Annotated in this window: 14 protein-coding genes and 1 tRNA gene; 7 read left to right on the top strand and 8 right to left on the bottom strand. The window is 38.7% G+C overall.

Going from position 1 to position 19,655, the window contains the following annotated elements; all coding sequences use genetic code 11:
• Positions 1-3: 3 nt before the first annotated feature.
• From QQJ93_RS05875 to QQJ93_RS05855, 5 genes are all read left to right on the top strand, one after another.
• Positions 4-94, top strand: a tRNA-Ser gene (locus QQJ93_RS05875).
• A gap of 1,041 nt (positions 95-1,135) precedes the next feature.
• A complete protein-coding gene (locus QQJ93_RS05870) occupies positions 1,136-2,335 on the top strand; it encodes an N-6 DNA methylase (RefSeq protein WP_089122623.1) in 1,200 nt (399 codons plus the stop codon).
• Positions 2,322-3,233 (top strand): phosphoribosyltransferase-like protein, encoded by a 912-nt coding sequence (locus tag QQJ93_RS05865; RefSeq protein ID WP_089122622.1) that lies wholly within the window; start codon positions 2,322-2,324, stop codon positions 3,231-3,233. Before QQJ93_RS05870 ends, QQJ93_RS05865 begins: the two co-directional genes overlap by 14 nt.
• Positions 3,234-5,264, top strand: coding sequence for an ORC-CDC6 family AAA ATPase (locus QQJ93_RS05860; RefSeq protein WP_089122621.1), 2,031 nt, complete (start codon positions 3,234-3,236; stop codon positions 5,262-5,264).
• Complete coding sequence (locus QQJ93_RS05855) at positions 5,261-6,211, top strand: hypothetical protein (RefSeq protein WP_089122620.1); 951 nt, start codon at positions 5,261-5,263, stop codon at positions 6,209-6,211. Before QQJ93_RS05860 ends, QQJ93_RS05855 begins: the two co-directional genes overlap by 4 nt.
• Positions 6,212-6,672: 461 nt before the next feature.
• Here QQJ93_RS05855 and QQJ93_RS05850 read toward each other — a convergent pair whose 3' ends face one another.
• Positions 6,673-7,413, bottom strand: coding sequence for a DUF1499 domain-containing protein (locus QQJ93_RS05850; RefSeq protein ID WP_089122619.1), 741 nt, complete (start codon positions 7,411-7,413; stop codon positions 6,673-6,675).
• Between the two features lie 256 nt (positions 7,414-7,669).
• Entirely contained in the window at positions 7,670-8,581 is a 912-nt protein-coding gene (locus QQJ93_RS05845) for a LysR family transcriptional regulator (protein ID WP_089122618.1), read from the bottom strand.
• Positions 8,582-8,599: 18 nt separating this feature from the next.
• Between QQJ93_RS05845 and QQJ93_RS05840 the strand changes: the two genes are divergently transcribed.
• Complete coding sequence (locus QQJ93_RS05840; protein WP_348542212.1) at positions 8,600-9,895, top strand: MFS transporter; 1,296 nt, start codon at positions 8,600-8,602, stop codon at positions 9,893-9,895.
• A gap of 92 nt (positions 9,896-9,987) precedes the next feature.
• Here QQJ93_RS05840 and QQJ93_RS05835 read toward each other — a convergent pair whose 3' ends face one another.
• The 5 genes from QQJ93_RS05835 to QQJ93_RS05815 all read right to left on the bottom strand — a co-directional run bounded on the left by QQJ93_RS05835 (position 9,988) and on the right by QQJ93_RS05815 (position 17,408).
• Complete coding sequence (locus tag QQJ93_RS05835; RefSeq protein ID WP_284186070.1) at positions 9,988-11,250, bottom strand: GGDEF domain-containing protein; 1,263 nt, start codon at positions 11,248-11,250, stop codon at positions 9,988-9,990.
• Positions 11,251-11,646: 396 nt separating this feature from the next.
• Positions 11,647-12,621 (bottom strand): glycosyl transferase family protein, encoded by a 975-nt coding sequence (locus QQJ93_RS05830; protein WP_089122616.1) that lies wholly within the window; start codon positions 12,619-12,621, stop codon positions 11,647-11,649.
• 58 nt (positions 12,622-12,679) lie between these two features.
• Positions 12,680-14,647: a DNA topoisomerase III gene (locus QQJ93_RS05825; RefSeq protein ID WP_089122615.1), complete on the bottom strand. Its 1,968-nt coding sequence runs from the start codon at positions 14,645-14,647 to the stop codon at positions 12,680-12,682.
• Positions 14,648-14,747: 100 nt separating this feature from the next.
• Complete coding sequence (locus QQJ93_RS05820) at positions 14,748-15,296, bottom strand: NAD(P)H nitroreductase (protein ID WP_089122614.1); 549 nt, start codon at positions 15,294-15,296, stop codon at positions 14,748-14,750.
• A gap of 108 nt (positions 15,297-15,404) precedes the next feature.
• On the bottom strand, positions 15,405-17,408 hold the full coding sequence (locus QQJ93_RS05815) for an NADPH-dependent 2,4-dienoyl-CoA reductase (RefSeq protein WP_089122613.1): 2,004 nt from the start codon (positions 17,406-17,408) through the stop codon (positions 15,405-15,407).
• A 250-nt stretch (positions 17,409-17,658) separates the two neighbouring features.
• Here QQJ93_RS05815 and sppA point away from each other — a divergent pair, with 250 nt between their 5' ends.
• Positions 17,659-19,518: a signal peptide peptidase SppA gene (sppA, locus tag QQJ93_RS05810; RefSeq protein WP_089122612.1), complete on the top strand. Its 1,860-nt coding sequence runs from the start codon at positions 17,659-17,661 to the stop codon at positions 19,516-19,518.
• On the opposite strand, the gene QQJ93_RS05805 is transcribed toward sppA, so the two are convergent.
• Positions 19,515-19,655, bottom strand: coding sequence for a hypothetical protein (locus QQJ93_RS05805; protein WP_160117468.1), 141 nt, complete (start codon positions 19,653-19,655; stop codon positions 19,515-19,517). The genes sppA and QQJ93_RS05805 overlap by 4 nt on opposite strands.

Raw genomic sequence — 19,655 nt, 5'->3', positions numbered from 1 at the left:
TTCGGAGGGATGGCTGAGTGGTCGAAAGCACCGGTCTTGAAAACCGGCAAGGGTTAATAGCTCTTCTAGGGTTCAAATCCCTATCCCTCCGCCACATTTATAACGCATTAAGCCCTTAATTTTTCTTAAGGGCTTTTTCGTATATACAGTACTACAAATCACTTTCATGACAATGAAGTGAGGACAATATACTTACAAAAGCACCCAATGGCGTGTATCAAACCCACACTTGCTTCCCTAAGGCTTTACAGAGATCTGGCTATCCATTCGATGAAAAGTTAGCTTGTTAACAAAAAATCGCTCATAATCCTTCCATTGAAGCTCTTGCCTACTTTGAAGATCACATTATTTCAGACCTACCAAGTAATATTGACCTATCTGGTCTTGAAGCGACTGAACCGAGCGAAAAAAGTATCCCTTCCAAAGTAAGTACCTTTTGTTTAATTACTTAAACGATTTCTAGAAAGTAAAGAGAAGCGCAATATTCGTCCGTTAACTGCTCACCAGATCAATAAATGTATTTCTCACTATCTGAATTTTCTTGAGATACAAAATGTGCGGAAGACATTGATTGCTACAATTCAAGATAGTGAGCCTCATCGCGAACAGCTAAATTTATCACGATTCCTAAGTCTAAGTGTTACTGAAGAACAGATTTATCTTATTGATAAATCAATGAGTATGCTCCGTGCCCCCTACAATCAACAGGGCAGCCATCTCGAACTTAGTCAATCTTTTGAAGTTATAAATTCCGATCTGAGATAAAAAGGTGACCTAAAATCGCACTTAGTTAGAAATGAGATACTTAAAAAATTGAGCAATAATAAGGACGGCTTGGGACGTTTCCTTAAAAGATTTGGAGAGAAAAGATAGTATGAAAAAGAAAAGTTGGATAGATAATTTTGCATATTTTCTAACTGAACAAGCTTTTTAAATCATACCAGAATTCTATCGACTAACTCATATTATGTATTCATAGTAAGTTGGCGGGTAAGAATCCTACTTACTTGCCCGAATGACTCTTGCTCCGAAATGAGTTTAAGTTGTAGTATCAACAGCCACCATAAGGTAGAACAGAGTCAAAAATGAGATTTACATACCAGCCTAAACGTCAGAAATGTAATACAATAAACATATGAACTCCAATGCTATAGCAAAAAAAGAACAACGAGATGAACATGAGCAATTCTATACAAGTCGAGAGCTTGGACGATTGCTGATTTCTCACTTACCAGACAAAACTTGGCTCAAAAATGAGCTAAGCGTACTGGATCTATGTATGGGACAAGGAGCGCTTTTAGAATGTGTATCGGAAGTTGCTCCTCAAGCCTCACTTTTTGGTACGGATATAGATCAACTCAATATAGATGCAGTAAATTTAAACTCACAGCTTGATATTGAGACATGCTGTATTGATGCCACCACCCCAGAGCTGAGTAATCTATACGCAAAAAAATACTTTGATATTATCGTTGGAAATCCTCCCTTCAAACTAATTCGTAATGATGTGCATATAAAATCTGAACTGGAAAGTATTGGTTATTATTCTTCATCAAAACATATAGAGGCGGAAATATATTTCTTATTATATGGCCTTAAACTTTTAAGAGATGGTGGCTACTTAGCCTATATTTTACCCGATGGAATATTTACAAAGGTATCACTAAAGACGCTTCGAAAGTTTCTAGTTAGTAAATTTTGTATTCGTTCCATTATGGAAATTGAACCTAAATCCTTCGACGGAACTGAAGCAAGAACCCATCTGTTAGTAATTAAAAAAAGTAATCCTGATAAATCGCCAGTTTCGTTATTGAAGGCTAACCTCCCAACACAAGCAATCTCTGAATCCGAGTTTGAGAATAGAGGTGACTACTCCTACTATAGAAAAGCTTGTGCTTTAAAAATGAAAACATTAGAAAGCCTTGGTGCTAAAATTTTTCGGGGAAGGAAAACAAAAAAAATGCTTTTAAACATGGAAGTTAGTAACTATATCCATACGAGCAATATTAGCCATTCAGGTTCAACTTTAAAAACTACACTCTGTGCTAACGATAAATTGGTTGCTATCAAGGGTGATATTATAATTGCGCGTGTTGGCACCCGATGTCTAGGTAAATTTGGGGTGGTAGAATCTGGAGAGTTTTTCGTGTCTGACTGTGTTTTTATCGTTAGATGCGAAAATATCAACTACCAAAAACTAATCTTGAATACACTTTCATCTCCTTTTGGTAAAAGCTGGATTGAGTCCGTTTCTAAGGGAGTTGGAGCAAGACACATAACAACTACAGATTTATATCAATTCCCGATTATTATAGAAAAAAATGAAAATACCTGAAAAACACGAGCAAATATATGATTATGCTGTAAAAGTAACTAAGCAGCTCATAAGGTTTAATTATTGGGATAGGTTAGAAATTTCCGATCTCGATGCTTGGCTAGATAACTTTGAAAGTGATGATGAAAAATATTTCGCTTCAGGAATTTTGTTATCTATCATATACAGAAGCAATAAATCTATAAATACCTTTGGTGCTAATATTATCCAAATAAAGCTCCCCAATATCTTAAAGAAGTATGGTGTTTATAGTATAGAATGCATTGAATCTTGGGAAAAAGATCTAAAAAATGGACAAACCCAAAAGCTACCAATAAGGTTCTCGGCAATCGAAGGCATTGATGGCAAACCAGGTAAGAGTGGATCTGCAATATATAGAGCAATATGTAATCAACATTTCCATTCTCGTCTAGGCGTCTTATGCAATGAAGTATCAACAAAATTGAAAAGTGATGATAACTTTAAAGTTCTTGTTTTGTTTGATGATATTCTTGGTACAGGAGCACAATTCAGAAAATATATTGATAAGTTTGAGATTGATGATTTGGGAATTAAAATAATATACTTCCCCTTTGCTGCATATCAAGAAAGCATCGATTCAATACATAAAGATTATAAGAACATTATAGTTTGTCCTGTTGAAGTTTTAACAGATAGTGAATCATTATTTTCTAAAGATAATTTGGCTTTTTTCAATAAATTTCACAGCCAAAACACTAGTGAAGAGATTAAAGAATTTTATTTAAAAATGTGTAAGAAAAAAAACATTAAAACAAAAGATACTCTTGGGTTTGGAAATTTAGCGCTTACATATTTCTTTAGCAACTCCGTTCCAAACAATAACATTGCAGCATTATGGTATGATAGCGAAACATGGACTCAACTGGTAGGAAGATAAATGGAAAAGAAATTATCTGACGTTGTATCAAAAAACCGCGCGGAAGAGTTCCCTGATGATCTTTGGGGTCAATATGTTCTGCCTTTAGAATACGAAGCTGCAAACCTGCATAAGTTGACCAAAGGTGCTGTTATAGAAGGTGGTAGAGGCTCTGGAAAGACGATGTTTTTGAAGTATCATTGTCACGAGACCATGTTTAGTCAACTGAGAACGAAATTACCTGATGACATTGCTAATCATATAGGTATTTATTGGAAACCAGATACTTCATTTACCCAAATGATTAGAGATGAGTGGTTAGACGAAATGTGGAGTTCGGCATTTAATACATATGCATCTCTATGTGTAATAATTGAGTTTTGTAAACTCTGTAATAGTATTGCTACTTCTAATATATCAAACAAACGCATAAAAGAAGGAATTAAAAAGGTTAAAATACCCAAAGTTCTGGCTGAGGATATTAATGTCGATCACATAGAACTAATAAGGTTAGAATCAGAAATAAAGTCTTGTTTATACAGATTGACTAACTGGATTAACCTGCCAAACACAACGAACCCTCCTTATAATCTTTCACTAAAACCTGTGATTAGTTTAGTCAGTGACTCGATAAGAAGCGTTGATGGAGTACTAAAAGATACAACTTTTCACATTTTAATTGATGAATTTGAAAATTTATCGTTCGACCAACAAAAAATAATTAACACTTATTTGAAACACAGTGAAAAGTCTTTAATTTTTAGTATTGCATATAAAAAGAACGCAAAGGTCAGTAATGAAACCTTGAGCCAAGAAAAAATAGTGGATAGAAATGATTTTAGGCGTATAGACTTAGAATCTATTTACTTGAACGATTTAAACCCCAAATCTTATGAAGTTCTTGCCGCTGAAATATTAGCGTTAAAGTTATTTGAAGCCAATTGTTCATCTAGTAGTGAAAATGATGAAATAATTCAAAACTACTCTAACCCTGATTTTTTAACTATACGTAAAGACACCACATATCAAAGCAGGTTAAGGCATAGTGTTAAGTCTCTATTCGAAAGTATGAATCTTACTGAAGTTAGTAAACTCATCCTTTCAGATAAAGTTCTATTGAATAAACTTAAATCAACCTTGATATTAGAAGGGTTAAAAAAACACAAGGAGCACTCCTTTTCAGAGCTTGACTTTATTGATAAAAACCACCCCGAAGCCAGCATAGTAAATGGGGCTATTTTGAATCGTAGCTCTACTGACTTGGTTACATTGAAAAAGGATTTTGAAAATTATAAATCAGGTAGTGATAATACACCATATAAAGGTTGGATAAGTAATAACTTATACGGTGTAATTTTATATATATATAATACATTACCACAAAGAGAATGCCCTTTATATGTGGGGTTTAACCAATTTATTTTGATGTCTAGAGGTAATTTAAGGCACTTTTTAGAATTATGTTACCAAACTTTCATAAGAGCAGAAGTACAGAGTGAACTCACTGAAAATTCAAGCGCTATTAATGTCGATATTCAAGGAAAAGCAACCAAAGCTACAAGTACTGCTCAGCTAGAGAAAATAGAAGAACTTGGCTCAAATGGAATTCACTTGAAAAGGCTTGCAAAAAGACTGGGCAGTTTATTTTCGCTATCTCAAAAAAGAAAATCTCAAAGTGAATCAGAAGTTAATCACTTTACAATAGCGTTATCCGACATTTCGTTGTTAAATGATGATACAAAAAAACTTTTAAACGAAGCATTGGTTTGGTCGGTTCTATTTCAAACTAGAGGAACAAAAGCCAAGTCAAATAATGACATAGAAATGATAGATTATATACTTCACCCTGTACTATCTTGCCATTTTGGTATTAGCCCTAGAAAAAAAAGGAAGTTGAAGTTTAACGTTGAACAAATAGAAACTATTTGCTACGGGAATGAATCAGATTTTAGTCAACTGAAAAATAAGTTTAATAAACAATGGGGTTTAGATAGTAAAAAATCAGAAGATAATGAATCAAACAATAAAAATGGGCAGTATTCATTATTATGATTAAAATAAAAAACATACATGAGCATTGCACTCTCGGTGACTTATCTATTTCTAATTATGATGTTATTTTTCACGGAAGAGAAGTCGATATAAGAACGAAGGAAATACTGAATAAGATTACTAAAGAATGCAATGGTAATGCTTTCTTTGTGAAATATAGCAAAGATGCTTTTCGTTTAAAAATTGGAAATGAAGATGTAAGTCCTAGAAAACTTGAAGAATTCTTTTCCTCCAAAATGTACAACTCAGTGTTCATTGAAGCAACTTCATTGGATTTACCTGAAATAATTTACATATTTTCTGGAATTACTTTATCGAAGTCTTCTTGCAATATCACTATTTCTTATTTAGAACCCGATGATTACCAGCGTTCAACAAATACTAGTGATAGTAAACAATCAGGAATTCAAGAACAGGAATTCAACCTTAGTGACAACCAGGGTAATTTCGGATATTTACCGCTGTTCGCTGTAAACAACTCCCAGATGTCAAAGTCAACTCTCGTGACAACTTTGGGATTTGAAAGTAGTAGACTTGGGCAATTACTTTCTCAAGATGACGGTTATGCGTATGAAAGGATAGAAGCTTATGTTGGCCTTCCTGCTTATAAACCTGGTTGGGAGAACCGCTCCATTTACAAACACATGAGATATTTATCACCAGATTCAGCAGAGTTAAAACTATTCCCAGCATGTAATCCATATGAATTTACCAAACAACTCGGCAAGCTTACTAGGAGAGGGCAAAATAAGCAGCTAGTTTTTGCTCCAATGGGAACAAAGCCAGCTGTAATAGCAATATCTACCTTTTTGGTAAATGAGTGCTTGGGACAAGATAAAAATTCTAAATTTGGTGCGCTCTATGATTTCCCTGAAAAGTCCCAAAATCGTAGTACTGGAGTAGGTAAAATATATTCTTATGATCTTGAGTCAAAGGTTAACGAATAATCAAATGAGAGAATACACTTAATGAGTGTTCAAGTATTTTACACATAGTTTTCGCTTGATTACATTAAGTTTGTTTGTATGATTTTTGATTGGCTAATAATAAATCGAGTGTGACAATAAATCAGAGTCAGCTGACTTAGACACTTGTATATTATTTTCAGCTTTAAGTATCAAAAAATCTTTTATATTTAAAGGGTTATAAAGAAGTCTTGACGAGAGGTAGTCTTCAACTCCCTATCCCTCCGCCACATTTAAGCTCCTGATTATTCAGGAGCTTTTTTCATCTTTAGGGTACTGAAAATCATCTAATTGTAAACATCCCCTAAAATACACCTCATATACACCTGCATACCAACCCTAAGACCTTACTTCAGGTTATTGATACTAATCTCTCGATTTGCTCTAAAACGGTAGCAAAACGACAAAGATAATTAGTAGTCTTTATGTTGTAGTTAAATTACCTATAAATTAAAGCTTTCACTAAACGCTACGATTCGATCAGCGTTAACCCCTCGGTCACTACGGCCGACTCGAGAGACACTACGTATATCAATACGACTTTGGTTGTTTATCGGTGTAACTTTAATGACTACATCGTCCATAAAACCAAAAAAGGCGGTTTTAGCTGTTGCTTCAAAACGTAATGCTTTTTGATCTTCAGCAACAATCTTCCATCCTTTACCTTTCGCTATATCGAGTGCTTTTTCGTACGCATCAGTGGCAGAAAGGTTAGATAATATTGGTTTAATGTATGGATACGCTGCTTTTTGAATGGTTGCGACCTCTTCCCCTGCATAAATTAAAGAGTTTTTGGCCCCTGTACGCGTATCATCCAACACTAAAAATTCAGGAGGGTTAGTTGTGTCGGTAGTAATATCATGAATGGCTGGTGCACGTTTTACGGGTATCATCATGCCATGGAGCATTGGTGCGATAAGTCCAACACCTATTAACATTGCAATCAAAGATTTAATCACACCTATACGATTACGAGTCACATACTGTGAAATAAACCCTAATGTGCTCAAAGTAAGTACAGATAAACCTATTGGATTGAGATAATTTCGAACATAACCAAATCCAACGATAGGTTCCCATAATCCTAAATGAGCGCCAAAGATCATTCCTATAATCGCAAGTAAAGCAACAGAAGCAATCACTAATAATAATGTGCCAATATGAGAGGTACGGTTGTTCATCATTTTCGATCCTTTGAAAGTGAGTAAAGAGTAATAATGAGCCATTTTAGACTCATTATTAGGTACTTTTTTATTTAGAGCTGCATTACTATGTATTTAATCAATTATTGATCATCTTGAACTTTGCGAGCCGTACGGAACCATTTGCATATCAAGACAAAGAATAATGGCGCAAAGTAATGGCAAATAAAGCACCTAGCCTTCCGCTGTTAATTTCAACTTTCACTTTCCTTATTGCTGTCACTGTGCTGGAAACAAATTAATCCGCCATGAGGCGTTGGATTTCTTCTCTGGTATTTAAGGCGATGTCCACAAAAGCACGCGTAGTCGCACTTTGGTTCGATTGTTTATATTGAAGCTGCACGGGAATATAAGAGTTAGTGTTTTCTATTTCAATAAAATGACAACCCTCACTGTACAACTTCCGCAGACAATATGGCGCAATGGCAACCCCCAATCCTGCTGCAACCTCAGTGACCAAGGTTTGCATGTGTCTAGGTTGGCTAATAATGTTGGGTGAAAAGCCAGCTTGTTTACATAGCATAATGGTTTCATCGAACAGCCCCAGAGCTTCATCGCGATTAAAAATAATGAAAGGATCCTCTTTTAATTTCGAGATCGTAATAGACGTTGCGGTTGCTAACGGGTGGTTTTCATTGACGATTGCCACCAGTTTATCGATATAAATATCGTGTTTGAAATAATCATCCGCAATTGCATTTGGTAAAGGGCGAGAAAACGAAATATCAATTTGATCTTTTTTCAGCGCTTCGATTTGCTCTGTTGCCGTCATTTCAAACAAAGTAATGTGCACGTGGGGAAATTGCGCTTTATACAAGCGAACAAGCTTTGCCATAAAAGCCAAGCAGGCTGAGCTTAAATGCGCAATATTAAGGGTGCCAAGTTGTCCACTATGAGCACGTTTGACCTGCGTTTTCGCTTGCTCGGTTAAGGCTAAAATCGCCGAGGCATCTTTGAGTAACTGCTCACCGGCTTGGGTAATGGTAACGTCTCTGGAATTGCGCTGAAAAAGCGTCACCCCAAGTTCACTTTCAAGTGCCGAAATATGGCGGCTGATCGCAGGCTGCACCGTATGCAATTGTTTGGCCGCATCGGAAAAGCTTTGATGTTTCGCCACACTGATGAAACTTTTTAACTGTTTGATATCCATGATTGGCTCATTTTAATAATGATGGAGTCCATGAAAGGAAATCTATACAACTTTGATATAGATTCGATAAAATCTTATCATTTTTGTTATTCATCCGTAAGCATTATGCTGCTCTCATTGTTTTTTTCAAGTGAGTTTATGATGAATCATTCCACATCTTCTCCAACATTAAGTCGATTTATCTTATTGTTGATGACCACTGCGATTGCAGCAACAGCGGCCAATTTATACTACAACCAACCGATTTTACCTTTGATTGCGCATGAATTTAATTTAAGTGATTCGCAAATTGGCGGTGTTCCTTCGTTAACCCAATTTGGTTACGCCTTTGCTTTATTATTTATTTCACCGCTTGGGGATTCAGTACCCCGCCGCCGTTTAATTGGCATTTTGTCGTGTTTGTTAGTGGCCGCTTGTGTAGTGGCAGTGATAACGCCGAGTTTTCCATTGTTATTATTGGCGGTCTTTTTGATTGGTGTCAGCGCCAATATTACCCAGCAATTAATTCCATTTGCGGCCTCAATGGTGACGCCTGCACAAAAAGGCGCAACGCTAGGCACCTTAATGATGGGCTTAACGTTGGGCATCCTGTTATCACGTACCTTAAGTGGTTTTGTTGGGGAACATTTTGGCTGGCGCAGTGTATTTATTATGTCGGCATTATTGGCAGCGACCTTTGGCATTTTATTACGGGCCTTTTTACCTAAAAATCAACCACAAACCAGCTTGAGCTATGGAGCGTTGTTAAAAAGTACCTTAGCGCTTTTTGTGCAACATAAATCATTGCGTATTTATACCTTAGCTGGTGCTTGTTGGTTTGCAGCTTTTAATGTGTTGTGGGCGACCTTGGCCTTGTATGTGAGTGATGCGCCATTTCACTATAATGCTCAACAAGCCGGTTTATTTGGTGTGATTGCTCTAGCGGGCGTGATCGGTGCAAAATCATCGGGTAAATGGGTGAATGCCCTTGGCTCCAGAAAACTGGTGATGATGGTGTTGATCTTAGCGGCGATAGGGTTTGCGCTAACCGGAGTCTTTATCGGTAACTTATGGGCTTTAATTATAGGCATTATTCTGATTGATTTTGCTATATTTAGTGCGCAAGTTGCCAACCAAGTACGGGTGTTTAGCATTGACCCGAGTGCGCAAAGCCGTATCAATGGTATCTACATGTTGGGATATTATTTAGGTGGCGCGGTAGGTTCTGTTGCTGGGGTAAAAGCGTTTGCCTTGTACCAATGGCCAGGTGTGGTGGCGGTAAGTATTGCCTTTATTGTGACTAGTGTCGTGATCAATGCGTTTGCTAAAAAATAGCCTTTATTTATCAATAACCAAAATTATCTAAGTAGTTGATGGTTTTTGTGTAATTGTCATCTATTTATACATATTAAAATTTATAACATCTTCTACTCACTTGTCCGATAACGGCTCTTTTCTTCATACATCTGTTTATCTGCCTGATGTATTGATTGCGTTAAAGATGTTATATCGTCAAAATGGCTATAGCCAATCGAGATACTTAAGGTAATATCTTTAGTAAATGCCGTACCACTAATGGCTTGATGAAGTTTACGTTTAATTTTTTCGGGGTTAAGAATTTGTGTATTGGTAACAATCAAAAACTCATCCCCACCTAGACGTATACAAACATCCGAAGCTCGCATACAGTAACGCATCCCTGACGCAATATAACGAAGCGCATCATCGCCTACCTGATGGCCATAGTTATCATTAATATCTTTAAAGTCATTAACGTCAATATAAAACAGTGTACCTTTTGTCACCCCCATCTCACCCATTTCATCTAACACCCGTTTATTAAACAATCCGGTAAGCTCATCAGTTTTTGAGAGTGATGACAAACGTATAGCTTCTTTCTTGTGCTTATTTAATACACAGTACACCATCGCCATAATGAAAAGCATCGATAAGAACCATGGCAGAACATACTTAGTGATGTAATCGGTTCTCATATAAGCGGTAATAGTAATTCCGTTATATTCCTCTTGCTTGAATAATATTTGAGGAAAGAATCGGTTATCTCCTATAGAAAACTTCTGATCTCGAAACTCAATATCCAACGTCATATACTGACTTAACCATGGCCCTAATGAATCCAGCATTTGCTTTTCAAGTTTAAAACGCATACCTAAATCACCAACTAACTTATTATTGACAAACACGGGGGTAATCAAAACAACAATGCTATTACCTTTTGGATAGGAACGCTCTAGAGTGGTAAGTATAGGTTTCTTGTAGTCAATAGATATATCATCTTTTCTATAGCGAAATGGCGTCAATCGAGGAGGTTGCGAGCTAAGGTTGAGTCGATTCTTGGTATAAGCAAATTGTTGGCCTTCAGAATAATAAGTGAAGAATGCACCAGGAGCACTATTGTCTTCTTCTGCCCAACTTCGGTCTAATTCATGCATAAATAAAGATAAATTAAACGGCAAATTAACCACATCTCCCTGAGCAATCAACGCACCTGCGTACTCAGAAAATTGATCAGATGTTATGTTAAAGCCTTCGATACCGAGCGATTCAATTTTTGTCAGTTTCAATTGTTGGTTTAGCTGATGAGACTCTTCCAGCATTGGCAATATTTCGGAGAGGTGTGCGGAAATTTTTTCATTTGAAACAAAGTATTGTGAAAGATCATTTTTCATATCAGACACAACACTTTCTGCATAATTGAAAATTGTGACGCAACTATAAGCAAGCCAACACAGTATGCAGGTCAAACATAAATATAAAAAAGAATGAGATGATTCTTGCTTAGATCTAGGCATTCAACATCCTTTTATTCATAAGAAACTATATTAAAAGTTAACAGCTTCGCTTAGCTGATAAATGTACTGGTTTCACAATATAGAGATTAAACCTATACTCAAAGTAATTGGAGTTGCAGTGAGGCGACAAGTGAATGAGACCCCATGAGCATAGCTCGCCTATGACTTTCTTTAATAAAGAGATAGGGGGGCGAATGAACGCCGTCAACAAAGCTGCAGCTTCAAGTACGACGGGTATATAAATGATGCGGCTTATTCAAACTCATCCTTCATTTAACAACAATATTTATTCCAATAGTTTAGGGCTTGCTTATAAGCTTTTTCATATTGTTGAGTCTCAGTGAAAAGCACCGCAGCCATACTAGCAACCACTGTATTGGCCATTAAATTAGACGCTTCTTCAACTTGCAAAAAAGCAGCCTTAGTCGGCATAGCTAACTCGGAAACCATCATTTCTGGCCAATAGAACGACTCCACCCCACGTTGACTACTCAGCCATACCGTTTGGCTTACTTTAGGGTTATATTCCGATTCTCCATTTTGCCCTTTATAAGAAATCACCGATAAACTTTTACTATCAATGGTTTGATCAACTTCCGCATGAAGTTGTTGAAAACCTGGATGAAAACTACCACGAACACCAATCTTGGCAGCGCCTGGATTTAATGCACGCACCACAGTATTAATTGGCGTTCTTAGACCATAACGGTTCTTCCAACCAATCATAGTTTGAGCAATAGGTGCGAAGTGATTTAAGGGAAGGTATGAGATACCATGAGACTCAAGCTGTTGCTGAGCATCTTGTGGGTTTTTAGCGACTGGAATCTCGAGTTGTTCAAGGTAATCTTCAATATGAGTTCGGCCACTAGCAATGTCTTTATAGCCATGCAGTAATACTTTATAGCCATTGAGCGAAAGTATCTTTGCAGCTAAACCATGCCAAGGTTGATCCGTTCCGTTATCGGCCTTTCGTTTACCGGCATAACATGGCCAATCAATATCAGCACCTAAGCTAGGTACTCTGGATTGAAAAGCTTTCACGAAACCTGCGATTTCTTCATTGGTTTCATTCTGGACACGGATCAACATCAATAGCATGGCCATTTGATCATCCCCCACCGAACCATCACCAGATTCCTTACTGGTTAAATAAGCATCCATGACATCAAAAGCTTGCTGCTCTGAAAGTGGTTTTCGTCCGCGCTCACCACGTCCAACTGTGCGAATGCATTCTAAAATAATACTCATATCCATCCTTGTTACTTATGCTTAATCATTTAACTAATAATAGTTATATCAGAACGCTTTACTTCCCGCTTGGCTTTTTAAAGGGCATTTTCTTGGTGGCTGATTTTCTAAAACTACGCTTTTTAAATGGTTTCCGCTCGACTTGTGGTAAATCTCGTAATGAAGAGGGAACACCAGAGTTTTGAATTTTATTGATAATTGAACTGATCTGCTGCTCTAAACTTTGCATGAAGGGCGCATAAGGTTGCTGCTTTTCAGCCATCGCTTGTAGTTGGTGCTCCCAATGAGCGGTCATATCAGGATAGGTTGATTCTGATGGTAGAGCATGAATTAGCCCTCTACCCGCTTCACTACTTAAAATATTTCGTCCTTGCCGTACCAACAACTGCCTTTTAAATAAGGTATCCAATATACCAGCCCGAGTCGCTTCAGTTCCTAAGCCATCAGTGTCTCGCAATATTTTTTTCAAGTTTTTATCTGCTACAAAACGTGCAATCCCAGTCATTGCTTGTAAAAGTGTTGATTCGGTGAAATGACGAGGTGGCTCGGTTTTATGATCTTTTATTTCACCTTCTCGACAAGTGAGTACTTCACCTTGTTGTAATGCAGGAACTGGATCGGCCTCAGTCTCTTCAACTTGAGCAGTTTTACCCGCTGGCAATAGGCTTTTCCAACCAGCAGAGACTAACACCCGACCTTTTGCAATAAATAAACCACCAGCAATATCAAACTCTAATTGCGACTCAGCGTAAACAGCTGCAGGATAAAATTGCATTAAATATTGTCTTGCGATCAATTGATAGATTTTCGCTTCATGTCCCGATAGCCCATTGGTCAACATTTTTTTCGGTGTTGGAATAATTGCGTGGTGAGCATCCACTTTATTGTCATTCCATGCTTTAGATTTAAGAGTTAAATCTGCATTATCGACAGCACTCGCTAACTGTTTATCATTTTGACTAATCGCACCTATCACTGCTGGAGATTGCGCGAAATGCTCTTTCGGTAAATATCGACTATCTGAACGTGGATAAGTAATAAGCTTATGCTTTTCATACAAAGATTGGCACACATTCAATACATCTTGAGCACTCATTTGAAAACGACGGGCAGCATCTATTTGCAATGCTGATAATGAATAAGGCAAAGGTGGGGCTTGTTTAGTTTGTTTTTGCTCGGCGCTTTTTACAGTTACTGGCTGACCTTTTATTCGCTCTGCGACATTTTCAACCAACTTACGGTTAAGTACTCGACCTTCTTCATCTTGCCAAGGCTTAATGGCTTCACTCGGCTTCCACTTTGCACGGATATCAAATATATCCGAGCCATTTTGATAAGGAATTAAAGCATGTAGAGAAAAATAATCCCGTGGAATAAAGTTCTCAATTTCTTCATCTCGACGCACCACTAAACCCAATACTGGCGTTTGTACACGACCAACCGATAATACCCCTTGATAACCAGCTTGTTGACCAAGTAAGGTATAAGCACGAGACATATTCATGCCATATAACCAATCTGCACGAGAACGCGCCAAAGCGGAAATGGACAGTGGAATAAATTCTTGGTTAGAACGCATTTGAGTCAGTGCACGTTTTACCGCAGGTAAATTCAAATCATTAACCAATAAACGTTGCGCGGCTTGTTTTTGTGTTTTAGTGGCTTTGAGGTAATCAATCACTTCATCAACGAGTAATTGTCCTTCTCTATCGGGATCGCCCGCATTCACTAAATCAGGTTTTTGCTTAAAAAGTTGCTTAATAACCGCAAGTTGTTTTTTAGCCGCTGCACGAGGGCGCAACTGCCACTGTTCAGGAATGATTGGTAAATCGGCAAGGTTCCATTTTTTATAGCGGTCATCGTAAACATCCGGCTCAACTTGTTCGAGCAGGTGACCAATACACCAAGTGACAACATCACCATTGCCGCAGCGAATATAACCTTGCTCATTTTTATGAGGTTTAGGTAATGCTGAGGCTATCGCTCGCCCTAGGCTTGGTTTTTCCGCAATAAATAAACGCACAATTTTTCCGTATCACCAAAAACAAAGGGCCACATTATCGAATGTCGCCCTTAAAAATCAACCAAAAACTGTTAATTTATACAGTATTTAACGCGCGGTGCGTTTATAGGTATGAAACATAATCAGCAATGTTGCGCTCTGGCACTTTCATCGCGGAACAACCTGGTGTACCTAAGTATAAAAAACCAACGATTTGATCTTCACCTTCTAAACCAAATGCTTGATGAACTTCTTGGTGGAACATCCATTCGCCCGAGCGCCAAAACCCTTGAAAGCCTTGTGCCACAGCAGCCATTTGCATTGCTTGTGCAGCGCAACCTGCAGATAAATACTGTTCTAACGCTGGCACTTTTTCATGCTCTTTCACTTTGGCGATAACTGTGATCACCATAGGTGCACGAAATGGCGCTTTCTTTAATTTTTCAATCACCGCATCAGAGCTTTGATTCACTTCAGCAGCATGAACCAGAATATCGGCTAATTTACGTAAACCTTCACCTTGAGCAATCACAAAACGCCAAGGTGTCAAGTTACCATGATCCGGCGCTCTCAGCCCTGCTTTAATAATGTTTTCTAACGCTTTCCCTTCCGGTGCAGGTTCTACGAGATTAGCAATTGAACGGCGCTCTAATAATAAATCCAATGCTTGCATAACTATCCCTACGGCTTGATATAAAGAATGAGAATCATAATCAAATCGTCATGACTTGGCTATGATTCTCATTACAATTTCAATAATTCATGCAGGCAAAAAACTAGATCATAATGACATTGCAACCTTAGTCCCTTGACGAATCGCGCGTACCGCATCTAATTCACCGGCAACGTCTGCGCCACCAATTACATGTAATTTACCATTGAGTGATTGCCACTTATCTTCAAATGGGCGCACTGATACTTGCCCCGCACAAACAATAATATTATCCGCATCAAGTAAGGTTTCTTTTTCATTTAGCGTAATGTGTAAACCTTGTTCGCTGACTTTTTGATAGGCAACGCCACCCATCAGGTTAACACCGCGTTTTTGCAACGTAGCACGGTGGATCCAACCTGTAGTTTTCCCTGGCCCCTTACCGACACGACCTTGACGACGCTGCATTAACCACACTTCTTTGTCACTGATGCTTTCTGGTAATGGCATTAATCCCCCCGCCATTTTGAGGTTTTGATCAATGCCCCAATCATCCAACCAATCACTGATGCTATGTTGCTCCGGCTCGGTGATCATACTCGCCACATCCACACCAATACCACCAGCTCCAATGATTGCCACTTTATTACCTAGTGCCGTTTTTTCACGAATCAAAGTTTGATAATCGATGACTTTTTGATTATCTTTCATCCCTTCTAAATCCAGCACTCTTGGTTTCACGCCAGAAGCCATAACCACTTCATCGTAGTCGGCAATATCATCAAAGCTTACTTCAGTATCGAGCTTTAAGTTCACTCCCGTTTCTTCTATACGGTTCGCAAAATAACGAATCGTTTCTCGGAACTCTTCTTTACCCGGAATTTGCATCGCCAAACGGAACTGCCCACCAATTCGATCATTTTTTTCAAATAAGTCAACTTGGTGACCACGCTCTGCAGCAATGGTTGCGCATGCTAATCCAGCAGGCCCTGCACCAATAACCGCAACACGTTTTTTGGTTTCGGTGGCAATAATTGGCATTTCAGTTTCATGACAAGCTCTTGGATTCACTAAACAGCTTGCCGTTTTTCCTTTGAAAATATTATCGAGACAGGCTTGGTTACAACCAATACAGGTATTAATTAGTTTAGATTTTTGCGCAGCGGCTTTATTAACAAAGTCAGGATCGGCTAAGAAAGGACGAGCCATTGACACCATATCGGCATGCCCTTGAGATAAAATATTCTCCGCCACTTCTGGAGTGTTAATACGGTTACAGGTGATCACCGGAATCGATAAATGAGGTTTGACTTTTTCGGTTACCCAAGTAAATGCCGCACGAGGCACTTGAGTTGCAATGGTAGGTATGCGGGCTTCATGCCAACCAATTCCTGTATTAATTAGGGTGACACCTGCTTGTTCTAACGCCTTGGCAAGCTCCACTACCTCGTCAAATGTACTACCTTGCTCAACCAGATCCAACATGGACAAACGAAAGATGATAATGAACTCATTGCCGACTTTTTCGCGAATCGATTTCACAATTTCTAAAGCAAAACGAATACGATTTTGATAGCTACCACCCCATTCATCACCACGTTGGTTTGTTCTCTGACAAATGAATTGATTAATCAAATAACCTTCAGAGCCCATGACTTCTACACCATCATAGCCAGCGGTTTGCGCGAGATAAGCGGTATTAGCAAAGTCACCAATAGTATTACGAATTTGTCTGGCGCTCATTTTGCACGGGGTAAACTTGGAGATTGGCGCACGAGTAGCAGTAGCACTTTGTGAGAATGGGTGCATTGCATAACGGCCAGCATGGAGAATTTGCAATGCTATTTTACCACCATGCTTATGAACAGCTTCCGTCACAACACGGTGTTTTTTTGCATGAGAAGAGGTACTTAATTGCGCACTAAATGGTGCTAAGCGGCCTCTTAAGTTTGGTGAAAAACCACCCGTCACAATTAAACCCACACCACCTTTAGCACGCTCTTCATAAAAAGCCGCGAGTTTTTTTAGCTCACCGCGCTCTTCTTCTAGGCCAGTGTGCATTGATCCCATTAACACGCGATTGCGTAATTGAGTAAATCCAAGGTCCAGTGGCGCTAATAAATGTGGGTACATGGTCTCACCTGTGAGTCTAGTTGTTATTATATGGTCAGACCACATTATCGCCTCCCGTGTTACCATTCAAACATCTGTTTACATTTTTGCAACCTAGCTCAATTTTCCGCTTCCTATTTCTTAAAATCGATGATGTTGAGAAAAAATTCAGATGAATGTTGTGTTTAACAATTGATGAGGCAACACTCTTAGTTCAGCTTATGTTACATTGCTCGGATAAGTTATTGATCATGTTTAACTGGATAGAAATATGAAAAAACTATTTTGCTTTATTGCGACGATCTTTAAAGGCCTATGGAAGTTGATATCCTTCCTACGCGTTGCCTTGCTCAACCTGCTATTTATTGGTGTTTTGGTTCTTGTCTACTTCTCCTTCTTTCCACAACAAGATCCAACTTCAGAGCAAGCAGGCACACCTAAAAAAGAAGCCCTGGTTCTCAATTTAGAAGGGCCAATTGTAGAGCAACGCTCTTACGTTAACCCTTTTGATTCCTTATCGGGAACCTTGTTCGATAAAGACCTACCGAAAGAGAACGTATTATACGATATCGTTTCGACCATTCGCTTTGCCGCTGCGGACAATTCGGTGCCTGGCTTAGTGCTAAATTTAAAACAAATGCCGGAAACCAATCTCACCAAACTTAGGTATATCGCCAAGGCGCTTAGCGAATTCAAAGCAACGGGCAAACCTATTTATGCTTATGGCGATTTTTACAATCAAAGCCAATATTATCTAGCCAGTTATGCCGATAAAGTACTCCTTTCGCCAGACGGGGCGGTCCTTCTTAAAGGTTATGGTGCTTATACGCTTTACTATAAAGATTTATTAGAAAAACTCGATGTCACCACGCATGTTTTCCGAGTAGGAACTTACAAATCGGCGGTAGAGCCTTTCATCCGTAATGATATGTCACCAGCAGCGAAAGAATCAGCTACTGCATGGCTGACCCAATTATGGGGTGCTTATATTGATGATGTTTCACACAATAGAAAGATCGACGCAAAAGCGATCACTCCAAGCATGGATGAGTTTTTGGCGAAAATGAAAAGCGTTGATGGTGACTTAGCGAAGCTATCGAAGCAAGTAGGCTTAGTCGATCAATTAATGACTCGCCAACAAGCCATGAACTTTATGCGCTCTAAGTTTGGTGGCACAGAAAAAAATGGCTATAACGGCATTAGCTATTATCGCTATAAAGAAAAGGTTACACAGCCTATCGTCACAACTGCTGATAAAGTCGCCGTAGTCGTGGCAAGCGGAACAATTTTAGACGGTGACCAACCTAAAGGTAGTGTTGGCGGAGATTCAATGGCTCGCCTATTACGACAAGCTCGCTTAGATGACAATATCAAAGCGGTTGTATTACGTGTAGATAGCCCAGGTGGTAGTGCGTTTGCTTCTGAGATTATTCGCAATGAAATTGAAGCATTAAAGCAAGCGGGCAAACCCGTTGTTGTATCAATGTCTAGCCTGGCAGCTTCTGGTGGTTACTGGATCTCAATGAGTGCTGATAAAATCATAGCCCAGCCGACGACCCTTACAGGTTCAATTGGTATCTTTGGCATTATTACTACCTTTGAAAAAGGCTTAAGTAAACTTGGCGTGAATACTGATGGTATTGGGACTAGTCCATTCACAGGTGTTGGTCTTACCAATGGCCTTTCTAAAGGTGCTTCTGAAGCCATGCAAATGGGAATTGAGCATGGTTATCATCGATTTATTTCCTTGGTCGGTAAGAACCGCAATATTAACGTTGAAGATGTTGATAACATTGCCCAAGGCAGAGTATGGACTGGGCAAGATGCGATGAAACGTGGTTTAGTCGATCAAATGGGTGATTTTGATGATGCGATTAATGAAGCAGCAAAACTGGCGAAGATTGATAGCTATCAATTAACTTGGATCGACAAGCCATTAACGCCCACTCAACAAATGCTGCAAGATTTATTTAGCTCAATGGATGCATCAATCGGCAACCCATTAAATAAGTGGCTACCAGATTCACTCAAGCCTGCGGCAGCGCAAATGGCGCAAAGTGCCGATTTGCTGAATAGTTTAAATGATCCGAAAGGTTACTACTCGTTTTGTTTAACTTGCCAAGCTAACTAACGACTTTTAAAGTACTCACCAACCCAAAACCAGCGATGACCTATCGCTGGTTTTTTCATTTCTCTATATACAATTTCTAATTCTCGAGCAATGGAAGTCGCTTGGGTATGCCGTGAATTATCGCTATAATCCGCCAC

The organism is Vibrio algivorus (assembly GCF_030161215.1).
GTDB classification, from domain to species: domain Bacteria; phylum Pseudomonadota; class Gammaproteobacteria; order Enterobacterales; family Vibrionaceae; genus Vibrio; species Vibrio algivorus.
This window is presented reverse-complemented; position numbering and strand designations above follow the sequence as displayed.